The organism is Actinomycetota bacterium (assembly GCA_030774015.1).
Classification (GTDB): domain Bacteria; phylum Actinomycetota; class UBA4738; order UBA4738; family JACQTL01; genus JALYLZ01.
In genome coordinates this window covers 1-24227 of sequence record JALYLZ010000175.1, presented here as the reverse complement: position 1 = coordinate 24227, position 24227 = coordinate 1, and the positions used below count along the sequence as shown (strand labels likewise).

The 24227-nt window shown below is 70.3% G+C and carries 25 protein-coding genes and 1 pseudogene; 12 read left to right on the top strand and 14 right to left on the bottom strand.

The window, feature by feature from the left end; translation table 11 throughout:
* Positions 1-55: 55 nt before the first annotated feature.
* The 6 genes from M3Q23_17315 to M3Q23_17290 all read left to right on the top strand — a co-directional run bounded on the left by M3Q23_17315 (position 56) and on the right by M3Q23_17290 (position 3939).
* Positions 56-1246 (top strand): acyl-CoA dehydrogenase family protein, encoded by a 1191-nt coding sequence (locus tag M3Q23_17315; protein ID MDP9343811.1) that lies wholly within the window; start codon positions 56-58, stop codon positions 1244-1246.
* Positions 1246-2328: an acyl-CoA/acyl-ACP dehydrogenase gene (locus M3Q23_17310; GenBank protein MDP9343810.1), complete on the top strand. Its 1083-nt coding sequence runs from the start codon at positions 1246-1248 to the stop codon at positions 2326-2328. The genes M3Q23_17315 and M3Q23_17310 overlap by 1 nt, the downstream gene beginning before the upstream one ends.
* Before the next feature lie 17 nt (positions 2329-2345).
* Entirely contained in the window at positions 2346-2819 is a 474-nt protein-coding gene (locus M3Q23_17305; GenBank protein MDP9343809.1) for a hypothetical protein, read from the top strand.
* 80 nt (positions 2820-2899) lie between these two features.
* Positions 2900-3277: a co-chaperone GroES gene (locus M3Q23_17300; GenBank protein ID MDP9343808.1), complete on the top strand. Its 378-nt coding sequence runs from the start codon at positions 2900-2902 to the stop codon at positions 3275-3277.
* A gap of 72 nt (positions 3278-3349) precedes the next feature.
* Positions 3350-3553 carry a type II toxin-antitoxin system VapB family antitoxin gene (locus tag M3Q23_17295; protein ID MDP9343807.1) on the top strand — a complete coding sequence of 68 codons (204 nt, stop codon included), beginning with the start codon at positions 3350-3352 and terminating at the stop codon, positions 3551-3553.
* A complete protein-coding gene (locus tag M3Q23_17290; GenBank protein ID MDP9343806.1) occupies positions 3550-3939 on the top strand; it encodes a PIN domain-containing protein in 390 nt (129 codons plus the stop codon). The genes M3Q23_17295 and M3Q23_17290 overlap by 4 nt, the downstream gene beginning before the upstream one ends.
* Before the next feature lie 192 nt (positions 3940-4131).
* Here the strand turns inward: M3Q23_17290 and M3Q23_17285 are convergent.
* The 3 genes and pseudogenes from M3Q23_17285 to M3Q23_17275 all read right to left on the bottom strand — a co-directional run bounded on the left by M3Q23_17285 (position 4132) and on the right by M3Q23_17275 (position 6530).
* Positions 4132-4535: pseudogene (locus M3Q23_17285) on the bottom strand (secondary thiamine-phosphate synthase enzyme YjbQ).
* Positions 4536-4558: 23 nt separating this feature from the next.
* Complete coding sequence (locus tag M3Q23_17280; protein MDP9343805.1) at positions 4559-5284, bottom strand: hypothetical protein; 726 nt, start codon at positions 5282-5284, stop codon at positions 4559-4561.
* Between the two features lie 76 nt (positions 5285-5360).
* Positions 5361-6530, bottom strand: coding sequence for a permease (locus tag M3Q23_17275; protein MDP9343804.1), 1170 nt, complete (start codon positions 6528-6530; stop codon positions 5361-5363).
* A gap of 111 nt (positions 6531-6641) precedes the next feature.
* On the opposite strand from M3Q23_17275, the gene M3Q23_17270 reads away from it, so the two are divergent.
* Together M3Q23_17270 and M3Q23_17265 are read left to right on the top strand one after the other, a co-directional pair.
* Positions 6642-8018 carry a nicotinate phosphoribosyltransferase gene (locus M3Q23_17270; GenBank protein MDP9343803.1) on the top strand — a complete coding sequence of 459 codons (1377 nt, stop codon included), beginning with the start codon at positions 6642-6644 and terminating at the stop codon, positions 8016-8018.
* A 36-nt stretch (positions 8019-8054) separates the two neighbouring features.
* Positions 8055-9380, top strand: a complete 1326-nt coding sequence (locus tag M3Q23_17265; protein MDP9343802.1) for a peptidoglycan DD-metalloendopeptidase family protein — start codon at positions 8055-8057, stop codon at positions 9378-9380.
* Between the two features lie 23 nt (positions 9381-9403).
* Here M3Q23_17265 and M3Q23_17260 read toward each other — a convergent pair whose 3' ends face one another.
* A complete protein-coding gene (locus tag M3Q23_17260) occupies positions 9404-9601 on the bottom strand; it encodes a hypothetical protein (protein ID MDP9343801.1) in 198 nt (65 codons plus the stop codon).
* Positions 9602-9841: 240 nt separating this feature from the next.
* On the opposite strand from M3Q23_17260, the gene M3Q23_17255 reads away from it, so the two are divergent.
* Positions 9842-11020, top strand: coding sequence for an NlpC/P60 family protein (locus M3Q23_17255; GenBank protein MDP9343800.1), 1179 nt, complete (start codon positions 9842-9844; stop codon positions 11018-11020).
* A gap of 7 nt (positions 11021-11027) precedes the next feature.
* Here the strand turns inward: M3Q23_17255 and M3Q23_17250 are convergent, their stop codons facing one another.
* The 5 genes from M3Q23_17250 to M3Q23_17230 form a co-directional block, all read right to left on the bottom strand.
* Positions 11028-11402 carry a response regulator gene (locus M3Q23_17250; GenBank protein ID MDP9343799.1) on the bottom strand — a complete coding sequence of 125 codons (375 nt, stop codon included), beginning with the start codon at positions 11400-11402 and terminating at the stop codon, positions 11028-11030.
* A gap of 49 nt (positions 11403-11451) precedes the next feature.
* Positions 11452-11694: an NIL domain-containing protein gene (locus M3Q23_17245; protein ID MDP9343798.1), complete on the bottom strand. Its 243-nt coding sequence runs from the start codon at positions 11692-11694 to the stop codon at positions 11452-11454.
* Positions 11691-12521 (bottom strand): ATP-dependent sacrificial sulfur transferase LarE, encoded by an 831-nt coding sequence (larE, locus tag M3Q23_17240; GenBank protein MDP9343797.1) that lies wholly within the window; start codon positions 12519-12521, stop codon positions 11691-11693. The genes M3Q23_17245 and larE overlap by 4 nt, the downstream gene beginning before the upstream one ends.
* 63 nt (positions 12522-12584) lie before the next feature.
* On the bottom strand, positions 12585-13886 hold the full coding sequence (locus M3Q23_17235) for an alkaline phosphatase family protein (protein MDP9343796.1): 1302 nt from the start codon (positions 13884-13886) through the stop codon (positions 12585-12587).
* Positions 13887-14008: 122 nt separating this feature from the next.
* A complete protein-coding gene (locus tag M3Q23_17230; protein ID MDP9343795.1) occupies positions 14009-16459 on the bottom strand; it encodes a YfhO family protein in 2451 nt (816 codons plus the stop codon).
* A gap of 112 nt (positions 16460-16571) precedes the next feature.
* Here M3Q23_17230 and M3Q23_17225 point away from each other — a divergent pair, with 112 nt between their 5' ends.
* Positions 16572-17219 carry a CADD family putative folate metabolism protein gene (locus tag M3Q23_17225; protein ID MDP9343794.1) on the top strand — a complete coding sequence of 216 codons (648 nt, stop codon included), beginning with the start codon at positions 16572-16574 and terminating at the stop codon, positions 17217-17219.
* A 27-nt stretch (positions 17220-17246) separates the two neighbouring features.
* Here the strand turns inward: M3Q23_17225 and ftsH are convergent, their stop codons facing one another.
* Entirely contained in the window at positions 17247-19124 is a 1878-nt protein-coding gene (gene ftsH, locus M3Q23_17220; GenBank protein MDP9343793.1) for an ATP-dependent zinc metalloprotease FtsH, read from the bottom strand.
* Positions 19125-19288: 164 nt separating this feature from the next.
* Between ftsH and M3Q23_17215 the strand changes: the two genes are divergently transcribed.
* Positions 19289-19615, top strand: coding sequence for an Atg14 domain-containing protein (locus M3Q23_17215; GenBank protein ID MDP9343792.1), 327 nt, complete (start codon positions 19289-19291; stop codon positions 19613-19615).
* Positions 19616-19684: 69 nt separating this feature from the next.
* On the opposite strand, the gene groL is transcribed toward M3Q23_17215, so the two are convergent.
* The 4 genes from groL to M3Q23_17195 all read right to left on the bottom strand — a co-directional run bounded on the left by groL (position 19685) and on the right by M3Q23_17195 (position 22373).
* On the bottom strand, positions 19685-21313 hold the full coding sequence (gene groL, locus M3Q23_17210) for a chaperonin GroEL (GenBank protein ID MDP9343791.1): 1629 nt from the start codon (positions 21311-21313) through the stop codon (positions 19685-19687).
* A gap of 115 nt (positions 21314-21428) precedes the next feature.
* Positions 21429-21794, bottom strand: coding sequence for a nucleotidyltransferase domain-containing protein (locus M3Q23_17205; GenBank protein ID MDP9343790.1), 366 nt, complete (start codon positions 21792-21794; stop codon positions 21429-21431).
* On the bottom strand, positions 21784-21963 hold the full coding sequence (locus tag M3Q23_17200) for a hypothetical protein (GenBank protein MDP9343789.1): 180 nt from the start codon (positions 21961-21963) through the stop codon (positions 21784-21786). Before M3Q23_17200 ends, M3Q23_17205 begins: the two co-directional genes overlap by 11 nt.
* 71 nt (positions 21964-22034) lie before the next feature.
* Positions 22035-22373, bottom strand: a complete 339-nt coding sequence (locus M3Q23_17195; GenBank protein MDP9343788.1) for a cupredoxin domain-containing protein — start codon at positions 22371-22373, stop codon at positions 22035-22037.
* A 93-nt stretch (positions 22374-22466) separates the two neighbouring features.
* Here M3Q23_17195 and M3Q23_17190 point away from each other — a divergent pair, with 93 nt between their 5' ends.
* The gene (locus tag M3Q23_17190; GenBank protein MDP9343787.1) at positions 22467-24152 is read left to right on the top strand and encodes a carbamoyltransferase; all 1686 of its coding nucleotides are present in this window, start codon (positions 22467-22469) and stop codon (positions 24150-24152) included.
* The last annotated feature ends 75 nt before the right edge of the window (positions 24153-24227 follow it).

The following is a 24227-nucleotide window of genomic DNA, read 5'->3' as shown; positions in this document are numbered from 1 at the left end:
CCCGTCCCCGGCCCCGTCCTCTCGCCGCGAGGCTACCCGGGAGTAGGATGCGACGGTGGACTTCCGCGACACGCCGCAGGAAGCCGAGTTCCGAACGGGCCTCCGCGCGTGGCTCGCGGACAACATCCCCGAGGGGTGGGGCCAGCCGGGCTACCGCGAGCCGCAGGGCGACGAGCGGGTGGCCTTCTACCGGGACTGGTCGCGCAGGCTGTACGAGGCGGGATTCGTGGGCCTGACCTGGCCGGAGCGCTACGGCGGGCGCGAGGCCCCCATCACCCACCAGGTCATCGCGCTGGAGGAGTTCGCCCGCTCCGGCGCCCCCGAGCACATGAACGTGATCGGCCTCGGCATGGCCGGGCCGACCATCCTGTCGCACGGCACCGAGCAGCAGAAGGACCGCTACCTCGAGCCGATCCTCACGGCCGAGGAGGTGTGGTGCCAGGGGTTCTCCGAGCCGGGAAGCGGCTCCGACCTGGCCTCGCTGTCCACTCGCGCCGTCCGCGACGGCGACGACTTCGTGGTCAACGGGCAGAAGGTGTGGTCGTCGTTCGCGCACATCGCCGGCTACTGCATCCTGCTGACCCGGACCGATCCCTCGGTCGAGAAGCATCGCGGCCTGACCTACTTCATCCTGGACATGCACGCCCCCGGCGTGGAGGTCCGGCCGCTCCGGCAGATCACCGGCGACGCCGAGTTCAACGAGATCTTCCTGACCGACGTCCGCATCCCCGCCGAGAACATCCTGGGGGGCGAGGGGAACGGGTGGGCGGTCGCCATCACCACGCTGATGAACGAGCGAGCCGTGCTGGGGATCGTCCTGACCGTGCGGCTGGAGGTGGGGATCCGCCGGCTCATCGAGCTGGCGCGCGACACCAAGCGGAACGGGCATCGCGCGGCGGACGACCCGCTGGTCCGGGACCGGATCGCCCGGCTGTGGTCCGAGTACCAGGCCCTGCGGTTCACCAACTACCGGGCGTACTCGTCCTTCCTGGCCACCGGGGTGCCCGGACCGGAAGGCTCCGCGGCCAAGCTGCTGTGGTCGGAGACCAACCAGCAGATCACCAGGCTCGCCATCGAGATCGAGGGGCCGTACGCCATGCTGTCGGGTGGCGAGCACGCGGTCCAGGACGGGCTGTGGCAGCGCCTCCAGCTCCGGAGCCGTGGCAACTCCATCGAGGGCGGTACCTCCGAGATCCTCCGCAACATCATCGCGGAGCGGGTGCTGGGCCTTCCGAAGGGGCGCTGATGGATTTCACCCTGAGCGAGGACCAGAAGGCGCTCCAGACGTCGGTCCGGGAGTTCCTGGCGTCCCGGTTCCCCGTCGAGCGGGTGGCCGAGATCGCCGACGGCCCCGGCTGGGATCCCGCCTGGTGGCCCGAGGTGACGGCGCTGGGATGGACCGGGGTATCCGTTCCCGAGGAGGCCGGGGGCCTGGGCATGGGGTTCCTGGAGGAGGTCGTGGTCCTGGAGGAGACAGGGCGGGCCCTGTTCCCCGGGCCGTACTTCTCCACGGTGGCGCTGGCGCTGCCCGCGCTGGCCTCCGCGCCCGACCTGGTGGCCGACGTCGTGGGAGGAAAGCGCGCCGCCACGCTGGCCTGGGGCGGTCCGGGCGAGGAACACGGAGTGAGCGGCGAGTCGAACGGCGACGGCTGGCGGCTGTCGGGCGCGGCCATGTTCGTCCCGGACCTCGGGGGGGCCGAGCTGGTCGTCGTGGCCGGGCGCGCACCCGACGGTTCGGCACTGTGGGCCGTGGAGCGGGACGGCCCCGGGGCTTCCTGGGAGCCGCTCCCCACGGTGGACGCGACACGGCCGCTGGGAAGGCTGACGCTGTCCGACGCGCCGGGGACCTTGCTGGCCGAGGATGCCCGGGCCGCGGCCCTGCTGGAGCACGTTCGGGACCGCGCGCTGGCCGGCCTGGCCGCCGAGGCCGTGGGCGTGGCCTCCCGGGCGCTGGAGATGGCCGTTGGGCACGCCAAGAATCGGGAGCAGTTCGGGCGGCCCGTCGGGGTGTACCAGGCCGTCAGCCACGAGCTGGCGGACGCGTTCGTCGAGACCGAGAGCGCCCGGTCGCTGACGTACTGGGCGGGATGGGCGGTCGCCAACGGAGCCGACGAGGCGCCTGACGCCGCGGCGGCGGCGAAAGCCTACGCGGCCGAGGCCGCCATCGCGGCGTGCGAGCGCGCCATCCAGGTCCATGGCGGGATCGGGTTCACCTGGGAACACCCCCTGCACCGGTTCTACAAGCGGGCCCTCGCCATCGGCGCCATGTTCGGCTGGCCCTCGGACCAGCGAGCCCGTGTCGCGGCTTCGCTGCTGGACGAGTCCTAGCGAAGAGGAGGCTGGTTATGGGACGCGAGATCACGCGACGTCAGGCGCTTGCCCGGGTCGGCGCCGCGGCGCTCGGAGTGGAGGCGGTGCTCGCCGCCGGTGCTGCGCCGGCCAGCGCTTCGGACCTCACCGTGAGGGGTGCGTGGTTGATCACGCCGAAGACGCAGTCGAGCCCAGCGGGCTTCCAGGCCGTGGCCGCCTTCGCCGCCGGCGGAGTGTTCATCACGATCGGGTCCGACGAGTCCGGCACCGGGATCGGGGAATGGACGAGCCCAGCGCCGGGGGGCTTCGCCTTCACGTATCTGAATTTCCACTTCGCATCGGACGGCAGCCTGAACAACACGGTGAAGGTTCGGGCGAAGGGCACGTTCAAGGCGAAGACGCTCAGCGGGCATGCGACGCTCACCGCGGTCGATCCGAATGGGGATCCGCTCTTCGCGCCCAGGCACTTCACGTTCACCGGGAAGCGAATCGCCGTCGAGGCTCCCTGAGCTCGTCTCCGGCAACCGGCCATTCGCTGGTCCCGGAGGAGCCCGGGGCCGGCCCACAACCCGCCGGTACAATCTCGAACGTGCCCCGAGCTCGCGCTGAATCTCCTGCTCCCCGGCCCCGGCGGCGGACGACGCGTCCCCTCGACGTCCGCCTGACCGGCGATCGCCTGGTGGTCCAGGTGCCCGAGGACGGCGAGCGCCGGTCCCGCAGCGGCCTGCTCATTCCCGCCACCGCCGCGGTGGCGCCCAGGCGATGCGTGTGGGCGGACGTCGTGCTGGTGGGACCGGACGTCCGGCAGGTCACTTCGGGTGACCGGATCCTGTTCCTGCCGCAGGCGGGGCTGGAGGTCGAGATGGACGGGCAGGAGTACCTGCTGCTGAGAGAGCGGGACGTCCAGGCCGTCAGCTCGAAGGCGGCCGGCGACGGCAAGGACCTCCGCCCCGGCCAGTACCTGTGAGTGCCCGGCCGGGCCTTCCCTCGGCGCGTTTGCTCCCAAAGTTCGGGCGCGCTGTTATGCCATAATGATGGCATGAGGACCACGCTCGATATCGACGACGAGCTCTTGCTTGCCCTCCTCGCCCGCAACCCCGGCGCGTCGAAGCGTGAAGCCGTAGAGCGGGCAATCGCCGAGTACCTGTCCAAAGATGCGTCATCCAGAACGAAGGCCCTTCAGGGCAAGCTGAAGATCGAGGACATATCCGAGGAGGCTCGGAGGGTGGATCGGCGGACGTGAAGCTGCTCCCGGATGCCTCGGTGTGGGTCGACTATCTCCGAGGGCGGGATCCAAGCACGGTCGCTGCGCTCGACTCCTATCTGGAACGCGAGTCAGTGTTCGTGTGCGGCCCGGTGGTCGCTGAGCTGCTGGCGGGCACGGCGCCTGCGCAGCGGGAGGAGGTATGGCTCGCGATCGGCAGCCTGCCGTGGGCAGATCTCGATCGAACGGCCTGGCGGAAGGTCGGAGAGGTCGCCAGCGACATGAGGCGAGCAGGGGTGTCCGTCCCGCTCACGGATGTCGTCATCGCCATCGCCACCGTCCGGTCCGAGGCCGAACTGTGGACACGCGACCGGGACTTCGAGCGGATCCGTCAGGCCCTTCCAACGCTTCGACTCCAACAGTGACACGCATGGGTGGCCAGGGGTGCGCCAAGAGTTAGCCCTCCTGCGGGGGTTTCCCGGTGAAGGGCTCACACTCGATCCCGTTCGGAGTCCAGCCGTCGGGCACGCCGGTGATGTACTCGCCCTCCTTCTCCGGGCTCGATAGCCTCCTACTACACGCAGGAGTGGCGTGAGGCGCTTAGGGAGGCGCTCGGGTCAGCCGGGGAGGAACGACAGCCGGACCCGCCGGGTGTTGTTGTCCCGGTTGGGGTCGACCACCACCACGCTCTGCCAGGTCCCGAGCAGCAGCCGGCCGTCCTCCACGGGGATGGAGAGCGACGGCGAGACGAACACGGGCAGCAGGTGGTCGCGGCCGTGGCCGGTGGAGCCATGGCGGTGGCGGTACCGGTCCTCGGCCGGCAGCAGGCGGTCGAGCGCCTCCTCCAGGTCGGCCTCCGAGCCCGACCCGGTCTCCATCAGGGCCACGCCCGCAGTAGCGTGCGGGAGGAACACGTGGACCAGGCCGCTGCCGCCGCCGAGGCCGCGAACTCGCGGACTCGATCCGTGACGTCGGTGACCCGCCGGCCCCGCGTGTCCACGCTGAACTCGTCGCTGCGCACGGCGGTGGGGTTGCGCTCCGGCTCTAGCTCGGGGCTCCCCCCGGCGGCGGAGGTGGCGGGTTCGGGGGAGGCGGAGGAGGAGACGGTGAGGATGGCGGAGGTGGCGCCGAGGGCGGAGCGGCCGGAGGCGGTGGTGGCGGCGGTGCTCCTCCCTCCGGAGCAACCGGCGGCGGGACCGGAGCGGACGAGGGCTGGGCCGGCCAGGCGGCCGCGCCGGGCGGAGGTGGCGGCGGAGCGAGCTCCTCGCGCTTGCCCCGGCGGAGACCCGCGATGCCACCGACCAGCCCGAGGACGCTACCGCCGAGCGCCAGATACACCCCAGCGCTCCGCGTGACGTCGGCGTCGCCGCTCTTGACCAGCCGCTTCAGCGCCGCTTCGAACCGGTCGGCCGAGACGCTCGGGGTCCGGTCGTGAAAGGAATTCGCTGCGGAGGAGATGAGCGTGTCGTCGGAGCCCACGAACACGCCGGTCACCAGGAGCGCCACGAGCGACCCGAGGATCGTCAGCACGGCGACCAGGAGCCGGGTGCCGCGCGACGTGATGACCATCAGCGCCGCCCCCAGCAGGATCAGCACGATTCCCGCGATGAGGACGGTCGCATCGCCTTTCAGCGTGACCGAGCTGCCCTGCCCGATCTTCACCGTGACCTTCCCCCACTCCACGAAGGAACTCACGACGATCAGGACGCCGCCGACGATCGCCAGGATGCCGCCGACGGGACGCTTGCGTGGGGCAGGCTGCTGAACCAATGTCTTCCCCCTCCGTAAGGCCTGAATGCTGGACCGAACTGGCCCGGGAAGCATACCCGGCCCTCAAGGATCGGGGTCAATCGTTCGAGCCGCCTCCCTCGCCAGCGCCACCGTGCGACTCATGGCCTTCGTGCGAACCATGGCCCTCGTGACCGTGCTCCGCGGGCTCGTCCATGTGGGCCAGCATCTCCATGCCGCCCGTGCGGACGAACCGGACCACCAGCACCGTCGCCAGCACCAGGAACAGCACGTTCAGCACCGTCGTGTAGTTGAGCGAGACCTGCGCCTCGACGACCTTGGCGTTTCGCTGGTTCGGGATCAGGCCGAGCGCGTCGAACAGGAGCTCGACGGCCAGTCCCGCGGCCACCATCGCCGCGTAGAAGGTCGCCAGCAGGAACGCGCTCATCCTGATGCCGTAGTACTTCCGGTAGATGTTCAGGATGGGCAGGATGATGAGGTCGGCGAAGATGAAGGCGGCCACGCCGCCGAAGCTGATCCCGCCGTTCCACAGCACCGCCGCCAGCGGCACGTTCCCGATCGAGCACACGAACGACACCACCGACACCAGCGGTCCGATCAGGGGCCCCCAGAACTTCGCCAGCAGCGGGTGGCCCTCGAAGAAGAAGCCCCGCCAGAACGACTCCGGCACCCACGCCGCCAGCGCCCCGGCGATCAGCAGCCCGATGCCGATGTCGCGGTAGACGGCGGCCCACTCCATCACGAACGACTGGCTGACGGCGGTGAAGCCTCGGCGCGACCGCAGGCGCGACAGGATCGAGCCGCCCGTGACCGACATGTCCATCTCCGCGTGGCCCTCCATCGAGCCGCGCAGGCCGCGCTCCGCCTGCCGCCGGGCCAGCTCGATCATCCGCTCCGACAGGAACAACCGGAACAGCAGGACCATGATCGCGATCATCAGCGGGCCGCCCACGAACTCGGCCAGCGTGAACTGCCACCCCATCAGCAGGGCCAGGATGACCCCGAGCTCGATGACCAGGTTGGTGGAGGCGAACTCGAACGCCATCGCGGCGGTGAAGTTCGCTCCCTTCCGGAAGATCGACCGGGCCAGGGCCACGGCGGCGTAGGAGCATGACGAGGACGCGATGCCGAGCCCGCAGGCGACGGCGATTGAGCGCGGCGAGTCGTCCGGCAGCAGCCGGGTCATCTGGGCCTTCGACACCAGCGACTGCACCACGGCCGAGAGCGCGAACCCCAAGATCAGGGCCCACAGGATCTCCCACAGCATCCCGAAGGCCAGCGACAGCGCGTGGGCGATGCCGCCGCCGGCGCTCGCGATGACCGAGGGCGTCACGAGGTGCACGACCGACACGACCGACAGGGTATCGTCGTCGCGACCATGGGCCGGGCGCTGTGGACCGACCTGTACGAGCTCAACATGGCCGCGTCCTACCTCCGCCGGGGGATGGACCGGCCGGCGACCTTCAGCCTCTTCGTCCGGAAGCTCCCGCCGTCGCGGGGGTTCCTGGTCGCCGCGGGGCTGGAGGCCTGCCTGGAGTACCTGGAGAGCTTCCGGTTCTCGGAGGAGGACCTGGAGTACCTGGAAGGCACCCTGGGGTTCGACCGGGAGGCGGTGGAGGCGTTCCGCGACCTCCGGTTCGAGGGAGACGTGTGGGCGGTGCCGGAGGGGCGGATCATGTTCGCCGGCGAGCCGCTGCTGGAGGTGACGGCGCCCGTCGCGCAGGGCCAGCTGGTCGAGACGTTCCTGCTGAACCGGATCACCGTGGAGACCACGCTGGCCTCGAAAGCGGCGCGGTTCCGCATCGCGGCCCGGGAGACGGACGTCGTGGACTTCTCGTTCCGGCGGACCCACGGCGTGGAGGCGGCCATGGCGGTGGCGCGAACGTCGGCCATGGTTGGGTTCCTCGGTACCAGCAACGTGGAGGCGGCCCGGGTGTACGGGCTCACGGCGGTGGGGACCATGGCCCACTCCTACGTCGAGGCGTTCGAGTCCGAGGAGGAAGCGTTCCGCGCATACGCGCAGGACCACCCGGCCCGGATCACGTTCCTGGTCGACACCTACGACACCGTCCAAGGGGTGCGGCGGGCGGCCAGGGTCATCCACGACCTCGGGCTGACCGGCCAGCTGGGCATCCGGCTCGACTCGGGGGACCTGGAGGAGCTGGCCCGCCAAGCCCGGGCCATCCTGGACGCCGATGGCCTGAACGACGTGCGGATCTTCGCCTCGGGAGGCCTGGACGAGCTCGACGTGGACCGGCTGGTCCGGTCGGGGGCGCCCATCGACGCCTTCGGCGTGGGGACCCGCCTGGGCGTCTCGGCCGACGCTCCGTATCTGGACACCGTGTACAAGCTGGTCGCCTACGGGGACCGGGCTGTGGCGAAGCTCTCGCCGGGGAAGGCCACCGCGCCGGGAGCCAAACAGGTGTTTCGGGCGCCCGGGCTGGTGGACGTGCTGGCGGTACGGGACGAGCCGGCACCGGAGGCAAGTGCGCCGCTGTTGTCGCCGGTGATGCGGGACGGCCGGCGGACCCGGCCCCCGCCGACGCTGGCGGAGGCCCGGGAACGGTTCGAGGCGGACCTGGCCGAATTGCCACCCGAGGCCGCCGCCCTGGTGGACCCGGTCCCGCCGGCGGTTCGGACCTCGGAGCGCCTCGAGGAGCTCAGCCGCAGGACGAGGGCTCGACTCGGCCGCCCGGCGTCGCCGGGAAGCCAGGACGAGCGCGATTCGAACCAGTCTGTAACCGGGCAGGGTTGACGTAGCAAGCTCCGGTCCGGTAGGTAAGACCCCTTGATGGGGGTGATCCGGGCGCGCTCGCGCGGTCTGTTGCGACTGGGAGCGGCGATCCTGGTGGTGGCCCTCCTTGCCGTCGTCACCCCCGGCGCGGCTGCCGACACCAAGGCCGAGCTCCAGCTCGCCAAGAACCGGCTGCACGTGCTGGAGCACCAGATCGACGCGCAGCGAGCCCGGCTCGACACGCTGCGCAACGAGATCGCGGTGCAACAGGACCGGCTTTCCTCGCTCCAGAGCGAGCTGAACGCGACGGCTCAGCGGGTGGACGATGCCGAGAGCCGGTACGAGCAGACCCGGCAGCGGGTCCGGGACACCGTCGCCGCCATCGGCCGGGCCAAGGACCGGTACGAGGCGCTGCGGTCCCAGCTCGACCGGCGGGCCCGGTACGCGTACGAGCAGGGCCCGGCCAGCGGGCTGGAGGTGCTGCTCGGTGCGACCTCCCTCTCCGACCTGTCCGACAAGCTCCAGTTCGAGAGCCAGATCGCCGCGAACGACGCCACGCTCGCCAACGACGTCCAGAACCGGGCGAACGCCCTGGCCGCGCGGCGTTCGGACCTCCAGGACCTCGAGGCGACGCAGGCGTCGGCGCTGGCCGACCTCCAGGACGAGCAGGCCGCGCTGGCCAGCAAGCTCGCGGATGCCCAGTCCGTCTACGAAGGGCTCCAGGCGTCCAGCGCGAAGGCGTCCCGGATCGCCACCGATCTCCTGGCCAAGCAGAAGGAAGTGACTGACCTGGTCGCCCACCTCAAGAAGAAGCTTCACGCGGAGCAGGTCGCCGCGGCGAAGGCGGCCGCGGCAGCAGCGGCGGCGGCAGCGGCGGCCGCGCAGGCCGCGGTGCAGGGGTCGACACCCGGCAGCGGAGGGTCTCCCAACCCGGTCCCGAACAGCGGCCCGTTCCAGGTCTGCCCGGTGGGCCAGCCCCACGCCTATGGCGATAGCTTCGGCGCGCCCCGCTACGCAGGCGGCTACCACCCCCACGCTGGGAACGATCTCATGGCGCCTCGGGGCACCCCGATCTACGCGCCGTTCTCCGGAAACGCGTATTCGGACCCGAACGGCCTCGGCGGCAACGCCGTCATCGTCCGGGGGAGCCTGGGGTACGTGTACAACGCGCACCTGGACAGCTACGGGACCTTGGGGAACGTGTCCGCGGGGACCGTGATCGGCTACGTCGGCGACTCGGGAGACGCGCAAGGGGGCCCGACCCACGACCACTTCGAGTGGCATCCCAACGCGATCCCGTCGAATCCCTACCGGTCCGTCTACGGATACACGGTGATCGGCACCGCCATCGACCCGTACCCGTACCTGAACCTGGTCTGCTAGAGGCGGATGGGCCGCGGGCCCGCCTACTGGGAGCCGAGGCCCATTCGGTAGATCGTGCGGTCGGCGACCTCGTCGCGCAGCGCAACCTCCTCGATGCCCCTCGCGACGAGGTCCTCCCAGGCCTGACCCATCCAGTCCTCGGCGGCAACGCGCTCGCCGAACGGCTCCGAGCGGCCCACCGTCCGCCCATCGGCGTCGAGGTACTCCCACCGAAAGATCATCTCCGCCAAGCCTAGCGCCGGCCCCGGCCTGGCCCGGGCGGGCCTGGGGCTAGGCCATTCGGCCGTCCCGGCAGAGGCTCGGAGGAAGCCATCCGGGGGATTGAAACGGCAGTCGGGGGAAGCCGAGCTGACCCTTTCCGGCTCGCCCCGGTTAGGACCAAGGAACGCGTCAAGAGATTTCTGCGTAGGGCCGAGGCAGGTCATATGAGACCGCTTCCCCAAAGGCGGCGCTCCCTTGCGTTGGTTGCGCTCCTCACCCTGGCGACGGGGTTCCCCATCGCCTCCGCCGCGGCCGTCCCCGCGAGCAGCTCCAGTGCCGCCGACAACGTCTGGACCGACGTGCCGGACGGCTACTGGGCCAAGGGCGCCATCGACCTGGTCGCGTCCACGAACACGTGGATGCAGGACTACGGGCCCACGACCTTCCAGCCGGACGGCGTCGAGACCCGCAGGTTTCTGGCTCGCGCGCTGGTCGAGGCGTTCGCCCCGACGGCGACGCCGAAGGCTTCGCTGACCTTCGCCGACCTCCCCCCCGACGACCCCTTCTTCCCGTACGCGAACGTGGCCGTGAAGAAGCACTGGATGCTGAGGACGGGGGACAGCTTCCGGCCGGACGCCCCGGTCACCACCCAGTCCCTGCATCGCGCCCTGGTGAAGGCGATCGGCTTCGGCGATCTCGCCGCGGGCATCGAGGCCATCCACACCTCCGACGGCTACGTGTTCCAGCACAAACCCGGGGTCGGCGTGCTGATGATGGGGATGCTGCTGGCGTTGCGCTACAACCATTCCGACCCCTCGTTGGACGTGGGGCCGAAGACCCCACTGCCCCGGTCGGAGGTGGCCTGGTCCCTGTACCGGGCCTGGACCATCGATACATCGGAGTCCTGGCTGCACGACTACTACGCGGGCTACGGCACCATCACGCTGCCGCCGCTGTCGGACGAGATGAGGCAGGTCGTCGAGTTCGGCCTGAAGTACGTCGGCTTCCCGTACGTGTACGCCGGCGAGTGGTACCGGCAGTCGCCGGTGGGCTACTGCTGCGGCTCGCAACCCGTCGGCGGTTTCGACTGCTCCGGGTTCACCTGGTGGCTGATGAAGGCGCCGGACGGCGGATGGGACAACACCGAGGTCCGCGGGTACACGGGCTGGCCGCTCCCGGAGCGGTCCTCGAGCGACATGTCCAAGGCCGTCGCGCCCACCGAGCGCATCGCCTACGACGACCTCCAGCCGGGCGACCTCATGTTCTATTCGAGCGGTGGAAGCTCCGTCGACCACGTGGACACGTACCTGGGAGGGGGCTGGTCGTTCGATTCCTCGAACGGCTACGCCGGCGTCCAGATCATGAACGTGGCCGCCGGCTGGTACCACGACCACTTCATGTGGGGCCGCCGCATCGTCACCGAGGCGACGGCACCCTAGCGCTCGCTCACGCCTCGCCGAGGACGCGCCGGACGGCGTCGAGGAGCTGGGCCATGCTGAACGGGCGGCGGAGCTCGGCGTCCACCGGCACCAGCACCAGCTTGCCGGTCTCTCCCTGGCCCGCCATCAGCACGATGATCTTCTGGTCCTCGAGCTGGGGGTCCTTCCGCACCTCCTTCAGGACCTCCCAGCCGTCGCTGTCGGGAAGCTCCGCGTCCAGGATCAGCAGGTCGTAGTCGTTCTCGTGGAGCTTGGCCAGGGCCTCGTCTCCCGACTCGGCCTCGTCGACCTCGTAGCCCTCCAGGCGCAGCCGCAACACCGGCTGATGCATGAACTCCGGGCGGTTGTCCACGAACAGGATGTGCCGCTTCGCCGCCGTCACGCCCCCCTCCCCGACCTCACGCCGCCCTCATGCCGACCTCATGCCGCCCTCACGTCGTCTCGCGGTCCTCGTCGATGCGGTCCACCTGGATGCCCTGGTCGGCCAGCCAGGCCACGGCGCGGGCGATGTCGTCTTCCGTTCCATCCAACTCCAGGATCACCCAGCCGAAACGTTCCTCGATGCTGGCCCGGCGGATGTTGGTCACGACGCCGAACTCGTGGCCCAGCCGGTAGATCACGGGCTCCTGGACCAGGTGCTCGGGGAAGGTCAGATGAAGCCGAATCCGGCTCACGCCGGGCCGGCCTCCTCCAGGGGGTTCATGCTGCCCGAGCGGAATCCCTCCAGGTCCACCGTCACGTAGCGGTACCCGAGCTCCTTCAGGGCCGCGACGAGCCGGTCCCGGACGTCGGGGTCGACCAGCCGGTGCACCTCGCCCGCTTCCACCTCCACCCGCGCCAGGTCCCCGTGCACCCGCACCCTGACCTGCCGGAACCCGAGGTCCTTCAGCAGGCGCTCCGCCCTTCCGACCTTCCGCAGCTCGTCCACGCTGATCCTCACTCCGAACGCGATCCGCGACGACAGGCACGCCGACGCGGGCTTGTCCCAGGTGGGCAGCCCCATCGCCCGCGCCGCCTCCCGGACCTCCGACTTGCCGAATCCCGCCTCCACCAGCGGATGCCGAACCGAGCGCTCCGCAGCGGCGCGCAGGCCGGGCCGGTAGTCGCCGAGATCGTCCAGGTTCGCGCCCGACAGGACGTGGGGCAGGCCCTCCCTGGCCGCCACCTGCCAAAGGACGTCGTACAGCTCGGTCTTGCAGTGGTAGCAGCGGTCGACCCCGTTGGCGAGGTACGCGTCCTGCTCGGTCTCGTGGGTCCGCACCGCCAGGTGCCGGATACCCACGTGGCGGGCCACACGCCGCGCCTCGCCCAGCTCGCCCGGCGGCAGGGACGGCGAGACCGCGGTGACGGCGAGGGCCCGAGGGCCCAGCGTGCTGGAAGCCACGGCGGCGACCAGGGCCGAGTCCGTTCCGCCGGAGAACGCCACCACGGCCCCGCCCAACGGGGACAGCACACCGCGGAGCTCTTCCAGCTTCGCCGAGATCATCGTCGTGGAGGCCATGTCGTCCGATTCTGCCACGCGGGGTCGCGCCGACGGTACCGCACCCGCCGGGGCCGCCTCCGCTCACTGCGGGGCATGGTCTGTCGGCTTCCCCGTGCAGTCCGTGCGAAGCGGCAGCGGGTCCGGAGGGCGGGGCGGCTTCGAGAAGTCGAAGTCGTACGACAGGTCGCCGGCGGCCCGGTCCCGCTGGGTCAGCTGCGTCAGCCCCCAGTTGTCCTCGATGAACCGGAGCACCGAGGAGAACTCGCCCAGCCGGTGGTCCACCACGCCCTGGAGCGCGTACGGCGAGATCACCAGCAGAGGGACCCGGATCCCGAACCCGAAGTCGTCCACCTGCGGCGGCGCCACGTGGTCGTAGAAGCCGCCCCAGTCGTCCCAGGTGATGAAGATGGCGGTGTCCTTCCACATGGAGCTGCGCATCACCGCGTCCACGACCTGGGTGGTCCAGTTTTCCCCGTAGCACACGCTGTACTCCGGGTGGTCGGAGTACTCGAAGCGCGGGGTGACCCACGTGACCGGCGGCAGCGCGCCGCGCCCGATGTCGCTGATCAGCGAGTCCGCCGGCTGGACGTGCTCCTGCCACTGGTGGGTCTCGCGGATGTGCCGGATGGCCTCGTACGTGGACCAGATGTAGCCCTTCTCCCCGGGCGCGGCGGAGTAGTACGTCCACGGGACCCCGGCCGCGCTGAGCAGGTCGCCCTCGGTGGGGATGTCGAAGCACGGCGGGACCCACGAGACCTCGTCCACCTCGGTCTTGACCTTCACCTTGACGTTCGAGGGCGCGTCGCACCCCCATGTCCACGACCCGCCGCCCTCGGTGCGCTTGGGATTGTTGTGCGTCCCTGCCGACGACGCGGCGATGGTGAACATGTGGTTCGGGAAGGACGGCCCCTGCGCCGACGAGAAGAAGCTGTCGGCCAGCACGAACTGCTTCGCCCAGTGCCAGTAGTTGGGGATGTCCTGCGGCAGGGCCTCCGAGTACGCGTACTTCCGGGACCAACGGTCCCAGGCGAACCCGTCCATCTTCCCGTGGTCCCAGGAACGCAGCGCGGTCTCGTAGTTGTGGAGGAGGTCGTGCTGGAGCCGTTCCGGGATCCCCTGGATCAGCGGACGCTGGCCGTCCCCGGTCAGCCCCACGGTCGTGCCGTTCGCCCCCGGGAACAGCCCGAAGTACTGATCGAAGCTCCGGTTCTCCTTGACGATGAAGATCACGTGCTTGATCGGCCAGCGGGTCCGGTAGCGCGACGCGTCGACGGGCTGGGCCTGCGACCGCGGCGAGTCCCCGGTCAGCCCGAACACCACGACTGCCAGGGCGAGCATCGCGGCCAGGACGCGAGGAGGAGTGACGAGGGTGCGAGGAGTCACGGTTTCCAGTGTAGAGCGGGCCCGGCGGACTCCGGTCCCGAGGTGGGGCGACGCTTCTGGAAGCCCCGGAAAAGCTGGACCCCGGCGGGGGAGCCGGGGTCCGTGTACCTCCAGGGAGGGGGTTACACCTGTTCTTCGCCAACCTCGGGAGGATGGTTCTGCTCGGTTTTGGATTTTCTTCGGGCCCGGAGGAACGTGGCCGGTCCGAGCAGGGCGGCCAGGCTGAGAGCGGTCCCCAGCAGGCCATATCCGACCGCCGGGTCGTCGTAGGAGAGGACGACGGTGTGTCTCCCGGCCGGGACCGGCACTCCCTGGTCCACGTAATCAGCGGCCAGGACGGGGGCCGGGCGGCCGTCCACCGTGGCATGCCAGTTCGGGTCGTAGGCGTTCCGAACCAACACCACGGCGGGGGATCCCGTGCTGGCCTCGACCCGCGCCGACTGGGTCCCGATCCAGGCGTAGTCGGCAGCAGCGGCCTCTTGCGGGGGGCCGGACCGGAAGCCGGGGTCGGCCTCCAGGACCACCGTTCCGTTCACGGGGAACCTGGGGACCAGGACGTCCCTGAGCGCCCCATCCGGCGTACCGGCGGCGGTCCAGGACGTGAAGGCCGACGCTCGTGGAGGCGAACCGGGGACTCGGTACAGCTGGTACCGGCCCTCACCCACCGCCCGCTGCACCGCGAACCCGCGCAGACGGACCGAAGCGCCCTGCGTGGTCCCGGCGATCACCCACGCCACTTGGAGCAGGTTCCGGGCCACGCTGGGGGGCCGGATGAAGAACGCCGCGTTGTAGTTGAGGTGCTTGGGCTCGACCGCGCGCACGAACGACCAGTACCGCAGCAGTTGGGCGGGGTTGTAGCCATCGCCGTCCTCCAGGTGGAACAGCGTGGACCGCTGGTTCCCCAGCAGCGGCCAGTCGCCGGTGTGCTGCAGCTGGAGGGCTCCTCGCTTGCGGCTCCGAACGCCGGGCACCAGCGAGAGGTACCGGCCCGTATCTCGGCGCTGCAACGTGGCGGCGATGGGTCCCGCCCGGACGTACGCGCCGGCCGGGACGGTGGGTGCGCGAAGTGGCGGGAACGCCAGCGTGTCCGTGGGACGCTCGATGCCCGGGTACGGGAGCCGGTACCCGGCGGTCTGGCCCAGGAGCCCACCGGCCACCAGCTCCCCGGCCAGCGCGACCGGGACCAGGGCGGCCAGGGCCGGCCGGATGGAACCGGCTGCCAGGGCGATCGCTCCCGCCACCGCCCCGGCCACGGGCACCCACACCGAGGGGTGCTCCACCCCGTACAGCGGCGGCAGCACCCCCCACACCAGCAGGCCCGGAGCCAGCAGCAGCAGTCGACGGCGCAGCGTTGCCGCCTCCCGCCAGGCCTCCAGCCCGATGGCGGCGAGCACCGGCACCGCCAGGATGGTGCCGAACCGAAACCGCTCCGGCTCGTGCAGGTAGAACTGGCCGAATGTCGATCCCTCCAGGTGCGGCGCCAGCCACGCGGCGACCACCCGGATCGACAGTGCGTAGCTGATGGCGCCGATCAGGCCGAAGGCCAGGGCCAGCGACCGGTGGCGCCGGCTCCCCCACGCGGCCAGGGCCAGGACCAGCGCGGCCGCGCCGACGTATGAGCCCGGCGCGGTGGTCAGCCCGAGCGGCCAGTCCGTGTGGCTCGACGGGCCGACCTTGAACGGGAACGGGTGCCGTCCGGCCAGCTCGGCGGCGCGGACCTGGATCCCCCGGTAGCCGAGGGACAGGCTGGTCCTGGACAGGTACGCCAGCCGGGGGACGAGCCCGGCCAGGTTCACCAGCGGCAGGGCGGCCACCAGCAGTCCCGCCAGCGCCGCCGAGGCCCGCCCCGTGCGGCGGCGGGCCCGCAGGTCGGCCCCCACCCGCACGACCACGAAGACCACCAGGGCCAGCGACGCGATCACCAAGCCGTCGGAGAGGTGGGCCGCCGCAACCTGCCCCCAGGCCACGGCGGTACCGGCGGTCCAGGTCAGCCTCGCCGGCCACGCGCCGGCCCGAAGCAGCCGCGAAGCGGCCGCCAGCATCAACGCCGTCCAGGCCAGCGTGCCCGAGAACGGGATCGAGATGCCGATGTAGGACTCCGCCACCACCAGCGCCAACACCAGCCCGCCCGTGGTCGAGGCGGCGCGGCCGAGCCCCTCGCTTCGCAGGAACCAGAACAGGCCGAGCCCGGCCAGCACCGGCTGGAGCACGATGAACCACCGCATGGCCACGTCGCAGGGCATGGCCGAGAACAGCGCCATGGCCGGGAGGTAGGTCCAGCCGGATTGCGGGTCGGCGGCGAAGGGCACGCCGCCCATCACGAACGGGTTCCAGGCGGGGATGTGGCCCGCCGCCAGGCTCTTCCCGAGGAAGCAGTACGTCGGCAGCCACTGCGACAGGACGTCGACGTGCTGGAGCGTGAGCCGGCCGCCGAACGCGAACGAGTGCAGTACGACCAGCACGGCCGCCACGATCAGCACCGGGCCGCCGATGGCGAAGCCCCAGCGGCGGAGCCGGTCAGCCCCCGGCCCGGCGGTGCGCGGCTCGGCTTCCCGGCGGCGGACCCGGATCACCCGCCGATCATGCCCGAATCCTCGAACGGCGAGGACACCGCCACGCATGCCGAGTTGCCGCGGAGCTCGATTCAGTGAAAGCTGCCCGCATCCAGTCGAGGGGAGACAGCACATGGACCTGATCCAGCAGCTCGACGACGCGATCGAACTACGGTCGCTGCTCCGGCACCCGTTCTACACGAAGTGGGTGGCCGGAGAGCTGCCGCGCACGGCGCTCCAGGAGTACGCGAGGCAGTACCACGCCTTCGAGTCGGCGTTCCCGCGGTTCCTGTCCGCGCTGCACTCCCGGTGCGACCGGCCCGACGTCAGGGCCGCCCTCCTGGACAACCTGTGGGACGAGGAGCACGGCGAGGCCAACCACCAGGAGCTGTGGCTCAGGTTCGCCGAAGGTATCGGCGTGGGGCGGGAGGACGTCCGCTCCGCCGGACGAAACGCGGGGACGCAGGGCCTGGTGGACACGTACTGGCGGAGCGCCACCGAGGGACCCGTCGCCGCGGGCGTGGCCGCCCTGTACGCGTACGAGCGCCAGGTCCCGGCGGTGGCGCAGGCCAAGATCGGGGGGCTCCGACGCTGGTACGCCGTGAGCGACGCCAGGACCCTCGGCTTCTTCGAGGAGCACGGGACGCTCGACATCGAGCACGCCGACACCGAGCGCCGCATCGTCGCCGACCTCGGCACGGGCAGCGAGCCAGAGGTCATGGAAGCGGCGGAAGCGGCCCTCGATGCCTGGTGGGGCTTCCTGGACGGGGTGGACGCCTAGGCCCAGGCTGCCTGATCGGCTGCCGCGTCAGACCGGTCTCGGGACGGGCTCCGCCAGCGCGGCCCGAACCTCGTCGCCGTCGATGGTCTCCTTCTCCAGGAGCAGATCGACGATGCGGTCGAGGGCGGGCCGGTTGGCGGTGAGCAACTCGGTGGCCCGGTCGTTCGCCTCCTTCAGGAAGCGCTCGACCTCCTGGTCGATCACACGCTGCGTCGCCTCGGCGTAGTCGCGGTTCCGCACCGGCTGGTCGCCCAGGTACATCGGTGAGCTGGACGCGAACCCGACCGGGCCGAGCTTCTCGCTCATCCCGAACTCACGGACCATCCGGGTGGCCAGCTGGGTGGCCCCGGCCAGGTCGTTCGACGCCCCCGTGGAGGCCTCTCCCAGCACGAGCTGCTCGGCGGCGCGCCCGCCCATCCGGATGGCCAGAGAGTCCCGCAGGTAGCTCTCCGAGTACAGGTGCCGTTCGTCCACCGGGAGCTGCTGGGTCACTCCCAGCGCCTGCCCGGCCGGCAGGATGCTCACCTTCTCAACGGGGTCCGCGTGCTCGGACAGCGCGGCAACCAGGGCGTGGCCAGCCTCGTGGATGGCCACCGCCCGCTTCTCGTCGGGCAGCAGGGCGTTCGAGGCCTCCCGCCGCCCCAGCAGGATGCGGTCGCGGGCCTCGGAGAAGTCGTCCGCGGTGATCTGGTCCCGCCCGTCCCGGACCGCCACGATGGCCGCCTCGTTGACCAGGTTCGCCAGGTCGGCCCCGGAGAAGCCGGGGGTCCCGCGGGCCACGACGTTCAGGTCGACGTCCGGTCCGAGCCGCTTCCCCTTCGCGTGCACGGCCAGGATGGCAGCCCGCTCCTTCAGGTTCGGCAGCGGGATCTCCACCTGGCGGTCGAACCGCCCCGGCCGGAGCAACGCCGGGTCCAGCGTCTCGGGACGGTTCGTGGCGGCGATCACCACGACACCGGACGAGGGATCGAACCCATCCATCTCGGCCAGGAGCTGGTTGAGGGTCTGCTCCCGCTCGTCGTTCGACACGATGGCACCACCGCGGCGCTGGCCGATGGCGTCGATCTCGTCGATGAACACGATCGCGGGAGCGCGCTTCCGGGCCTCGGTGAAGAGGTCGCGGACCCGCGAGGCGCCCACGCCCACGAAGATCTCCACGAAGCTCGACCCGGTGACCGAGAAGAACGGCACGCCGGCCTCCCCCGCCACGGCCCGGGCCATGAGCGTCTTCCCGGTCCCGGGCGGGCCGATCATCAGCACGCCCTTGGGCCCCACCGCGCCGATCTTCGAGTACCGGCCGGGGTTCTTCAGGAAGTCGACCACTTCGGCGACCTCCCGCTTGGCGCCCTCGTACCCGGCCACGTCGGCGAAGGTCACACCCGGCTTCTCCGCGTCGTACACCTTGGCCCGGGAGCCAGTGATCGACCCGAGCCCGGCCGCCATCTGCCGCCCGGTTCGCCGGCCCAGGAACAGGAACAGCCCGAGGAACAGCAGCAGGGGGAGGAAGCTCAGGATGGCCCCCAGGATGCCGCCGGTGGACGGCCCCACGCCGGTGACCTTCACGTTGTGCTGGCTGAGGAGCCCCGCCAGGCTGTTGTCCGTGAGCGCCACGGGGATCTGCGTCTCGTACTGGGTACCGTCGGAGAGCGTGCCGGTGACTGCGCCGTCGGGGTCGACGGTCGCCGTCTTCACGTTGTCGGCGGAGACGTCGCGCACGAACTGCGTGTACGTGAGGGTCACCGGGCCGCCGCCGCTCATCAGGGGCCGGAGCAGCAGCACGGCGGTGACCAGCAACCCGAGGTAGATCAGCCAGCTCCGCCAGGCCGGCGGCGGCGGCGGCGCGGACCCCTTCGGCCGCGGCCCGTCCGTCTCAGGCGGCCGCGCCGGCTTCGTGAAGTGCGTCATCCAGTCCCCCCCAAGGTGGTGAGCATCAATGGTATGGCACACAACCCGAACCCATCGGGGACACTCTGGCTAACTCAGGTCCTCGACGGGCGCCCCGAACTGGCCCTGACACCCCTGCCTGCTACTGTGGCACCACCTCTCCCTCATACCGAGAAGGAGGAGGGGTGGGAGCGATCCAGACGCTGATCAACGCGCTCGTCGTGGGCGTCGTCGGCCTGATCCTGGCCAGGATGACCCACAACCTGCGCCTGGAGGTGAAGGGCCAGGTCGAGGGGGTCGAAAGTCGCCTTGGCGATCTTCGGACCGAGCTCAGGGGCGAGATTGCCGAGCCGAGGGCGGAGATTCGGGAGGTTCGATCCGACCTCACCCGGGTCGCCCTCAGGGGGGATGTTGCCGAGCTGAGGGCGGAGATTCGGGAGGTTCGATCCGACCTCACCCGGGTCGCGCTGGCCGTCGGCGCCGAGCCCCGCGCGGGCCGGCAGCAGTCCTAGACAGAGCTTCGTAGCAAGAAGGGCCCCGGGTTTCCCCGAGGCCCTTCTGTCGTGCAGGTGCGCTCGACCCTAGAAGTCGTCCATCCCGCCGCCGCCCATGCCGCCGGGCATGGCGGGTGCGGCCTTCTCCGGCTTGTCCGCCACCACGGCCTCCGTGGTGAGGAACAGCGCCGCGATGGAGGCGGCGTTCTGAAGCGCCGAACGGGTGACCTTGGCGGCGTCGACGATGCCGGTCTTGAACATGTCGACGTACTCGCCGTCGGCGGCGTTCAGGCCCCAGCCGGCGTCCAGGGAGCGGACCTTCTCCACCACCACGCCGCCCTCCAGGCCGGCGTTCGTGGCGATCTGCTTGAGGGGGTCCTCCAACGCCCGGCGCACGATGCCCGCGCCGGTCAGCTCGTCGCCCTCCAGGTCCACCTTGTCCAGGGCATTCTGGGCCGTCAGCAGGGCCACCCCGCCTCCGGGGACGATGCCCTCCTCCACGGCGGCCTTGGTGGTCTGTACTGCGTCCTCGATGCGGTGCTTCTTCTCCTTCAGCTCGACCTCGGTGGCCGCGCCGACCTTGATGACGGCGACGCCGCCCGCGAGCTTCGCCAGGCGCTCCTGGAGCTTCTCGCGGTCGTAGTCGGAGTCCGTCTTCTCGATCTCGTTGCGGATCTGGTTGACCCGGCCCTTGATGTCGTCGGGGTTGCCGGCGCCCTCCACGACCGTGGTGTCGTCCTTCGTCACCACGACCTTGCGGGCCTGGCCCAGCAGGTCCATGGTCACGTTCTCGAGCTTCAGGCCGACCTCCTCGGAGATGACCTGGCCGCCCGCCAGGATCGCGATGTCCTGGAGCATGGCCTTGCGGCGGTCACCGAACCCGGGGGCCTTCACGGCGACGGAACGGAACGTGCCGCGGATCTTGTTGACTACCAGCGTGGCCAGGGCCTCGCCCTCCACATCCTCGGCGATGACCACCAGCGGCTTGCCCGACTGCATCACCTTCTCCAGGATCGGCAGCAGGTCCTTCACCGCCGAGATCTTGGAGTTGGCCAGCAGGATGTAGGGGTCCTCGACCACGGCCTCCATCCGCTCGGCGTCGGTGATGAAGTACGGCGAGATGTAGCCCTTGTCGAACCGCATCCCCTCGACCAGCTCGAGCTCCATGCCGAAGGTCTGCGACTCCTCGACGGTGATGACACCGTCCTTGCCGACCTTGTCCATGGCCTCGGCGATCTGCTGGCCGATCTCCGGGTCGCCGGCGGAGATGGCGGCCACGTGGGCGATCTCCTCGGGCGTCTCGATGTCCTTGGCCTGGTTCTTGATGGCCTCGACGGTCAGCTCGACGGCCCGCTCGATGCCCCGCTTCAGCGACATCGGGTTGGCCCCGGCGGCCACGTTGCGCAGGCCCTCCTTGACCATGGAGTGGGCCAGCACGGTCGCGGTGGTGGTGCCGTCACCGGCCACGTCGTCCGTCTTCTTGGCCACTTCCTTGACCAGCTCGGCGCCCACGTTCTCCAGCGGGTCCTCGAGCTCGATCTCCTTGGCGATGGATACGCCGTCGTTCGTGATCGTCGGCGCACCCCACTTCTTCTCGAGGACGACGTTGCGTCCCTTGGGGCCGAGGGTGATGCGGACCGCATTGGCCAACTGGTCCATCCCCCGCTCCAGGGCTCGCCGCGCCTCCTCGTCAAAGCTGATGAGCTTGGCAGCCATCCGTCCTCCTTCTGTCTCTCCCAGTCACAGACTGCTAGCACTCTGGGCTTGCGAGTGCTAACGATTGTAGGCCCGGCTGCCGACAGATGGCAAGCGCCACGGGCGGAGGATCAGGTCAGCTCCGGGGCGGGGAGCCGTCCTCGATGAGAACCACGCCGCGCTCCAGCGCTTCGATCACCAGGGGGTTTCGTCTCGCCCGGGCCTGTTCGAACTCCTCTGGTGTGAAACCCACAGGCTGCACGGGGGGCGGCGCATCGGCCACCAACACGGCCATGCGAGCCGGTACGCGCTCGGGGAGGTTATCGGCGACGATCACCACGTCGATGTCGTTCCGAACGTTGAAGTCCCCGCGAGCGACCGAGCCGGCTACGTACGCGGCCCGGACCGGCAGCCGGGCCGACAAGCGGCGAGCGCACTCGTGACCGAGGTCGATGAGGGCTTCGCGCTCGGCACGGCGTCGGGCGAGGATCTCACGCGCCACGGAGGCCCTCCCACTGGCCGTCGACCCACCTGAGGATGGCCGCCGCGTCCTGGAAAGCCTGGGTGGAGTCGGCCTCGCCGTAGTGCTGCGCTGGCCCCGGCGAGCGCGCGGTCGCGTTCACCCGCCACCGGCCGAATTCAGCCTCGTCGAGCGGCACCTCGGCGCTCATGACTGGTGGACCGTACTCGGCAGCGGGGGATTGACCCCTGGCGTTCAGCTCATACCCGCAAGGGGGCCTTCTCAGGTGACCTTGACGACGCCCTTCATGAAGGTGTGGATGGTGCAGTGGTAGTGGAACGTTCCCTTGTGGTGAAACACCTTGAGCACCGAGCCGCCGATGGGAACGTCCTTGTTGAACGGCGCGCCGTTCGTGAACAGGATGTGATGCAGCGCGGTCGAACTATTCACCCACTTCACCCGGTGGTTCTTGGCGATGGTGACGGTCTTCGGGCTGAACGCGAACGCGCTGGTGACCGTGACCTTCTTGGCCTTCGTGGCGGCGAGGCTCGCGGTGGTCCCGGCGACGAACATCGCGAGCACCGCGATCACGGCTACGGCCCACTTCCAACTCCTGCGCATGGTCGGATCCTCCTCCGGTGGGTTCGCTGAGTCCTACGAGCGAGCCACCGGGAGCGATTGTCTGCAGGGCAAAGCTGGTATGAAAGTGCCCGCGTGAACATCCTGGGCATCAACTGCTTCTCGCACGACACGGCCGCCGCCCTGCTCCAGGACGGCGTGCCGGTCGCCTTCGTGGAAGAGGAACGGTTCAACCGCGAGAAGCACACGAAGGCCTTTCCCGACGCCGCGATCGAGTTCTGCCTGCGCCAGGGCGGGATCGGGATCAAGGACGTCGACGTGGTGGTGTTCTCGCACCGCATCGGGCTGGACTTCCGGCGGGGGGCCGCCGACGCCCTCAAGCGCATGCCCCGCGGCTGGAAGCGGCTCGGCGTCCAGACCGCCTTCGACCTCATCCTCCTGCGCAAGCAGCAGTACTTCGTGCGGAAGTACCGGTACCGCGGCCGCGTGGTGAACGTCGGCCACCACGAGGCCCACGCGGCGAGCGCCTTCTACGCCAGCGGGTTCGACGAGGCGGCCGTGCTCACGCTGGACCGGGGCGGCGACTTCCTGTCCACCACGCTCGGCCACGGGAAGGGAACCCGGCTGGACACGCTCCACGAGGTCCGCAACCCCGACTCCCTGGGCGAGGTCTACACCGCGCTCACGTGGTTCCTGGGCTTCCATCCCAACGCCGACGAAGGCAAGGTCATGGGCCTCGCTCCGTACGGCCGGGACCGGCGCGTGGAAGAGTTCCGCGACCTCATCCATCTAACGCCCGACGGCCTGTTCACGGTGAACCTTGACTGGTTCGCCTATCACCTGGAGGGCGGGTGGGTGTCCAGGCGTTTCACCCAGCGCTTCGGAGCGCCGCGGGTGCCCGAATCGGAGATGACCGAGCGGGACGAGGACCTCGCCTGCGCCGTCCAGGCCATCACCGAGGAGGCGGGGCTGCACCTGGCGAACGCCCTGCACCGGCTGACCGGCTCCAAGAACCTGGCCCTGGCCGGGGGCGTCGCGCTGAACTCGGTGATGAACGCCCGGCTCCTCGCGGAGACGCCCTTCGAGCACATCTTCATCCAACCCGCCGCCGGGGACGCCGGGAACGCTCTGGGCGCCGCGCTGCTGGCCTGGCACCAGCTCGTGGGGAAGCCGCGGGAGTGGCGCATGGAGCATGCGTTCCTGGGACCGGAGCCGCCGGAGACCGACTTCAAGCAGGTGCTGACGGCCCGCGACCTGCCGTTCCGGGAGGTCGCCGACCCGGCGGCCGAGGCGGCCCGCCTGCTGGCCGACTCGAAGATCGTGGGGTGGTTCCAGGGCCGGGCCGAGGTGGGACCGCGAGCGCTCGGTGCCCGATCCATCCTGGCCGATCCGCGCAAGGCCGAGATGAAGGACATCGTGAACGCCGAGGTCAAGCACCGGGAGGGCTTCCGCCCCTTCGCGCCGGCCGTCCTGGACGAGCACGGCGCCGACTACTTCGAGGGCTACTACCCCAACCCCTTCATGCTGTTGGTCCTCCCCATCCGCCCCGACAAGCGCGACGTCATCCCCGCCGTCACCCACGTCGACGGCACCGGCCGCCTCCAAAGCGTGATGCGCGACTCCAACCCCGCCTTCCACCGCCTGATCGAGCACTTCCGCGCACGAACCGGCGTCCCCGTCGTGCTCAACACCTCCTACAACCTCCGAGGCGAACCCATCGTGAACACCCCCCAAGAAGCCGTCGACGACTACCTCAACACAGGAATGGACGCGTTGGTGCTAGGCCCGTACGTCTTGGAGAAACCGCAGTCCGAACGCTGAAGGGGTCCTGAGCCGGGGCGGGCCGGGCCGATCGCGAGTTCCGCAGCGAGCGAAGCGAAGCGAGGATGTCTGAGC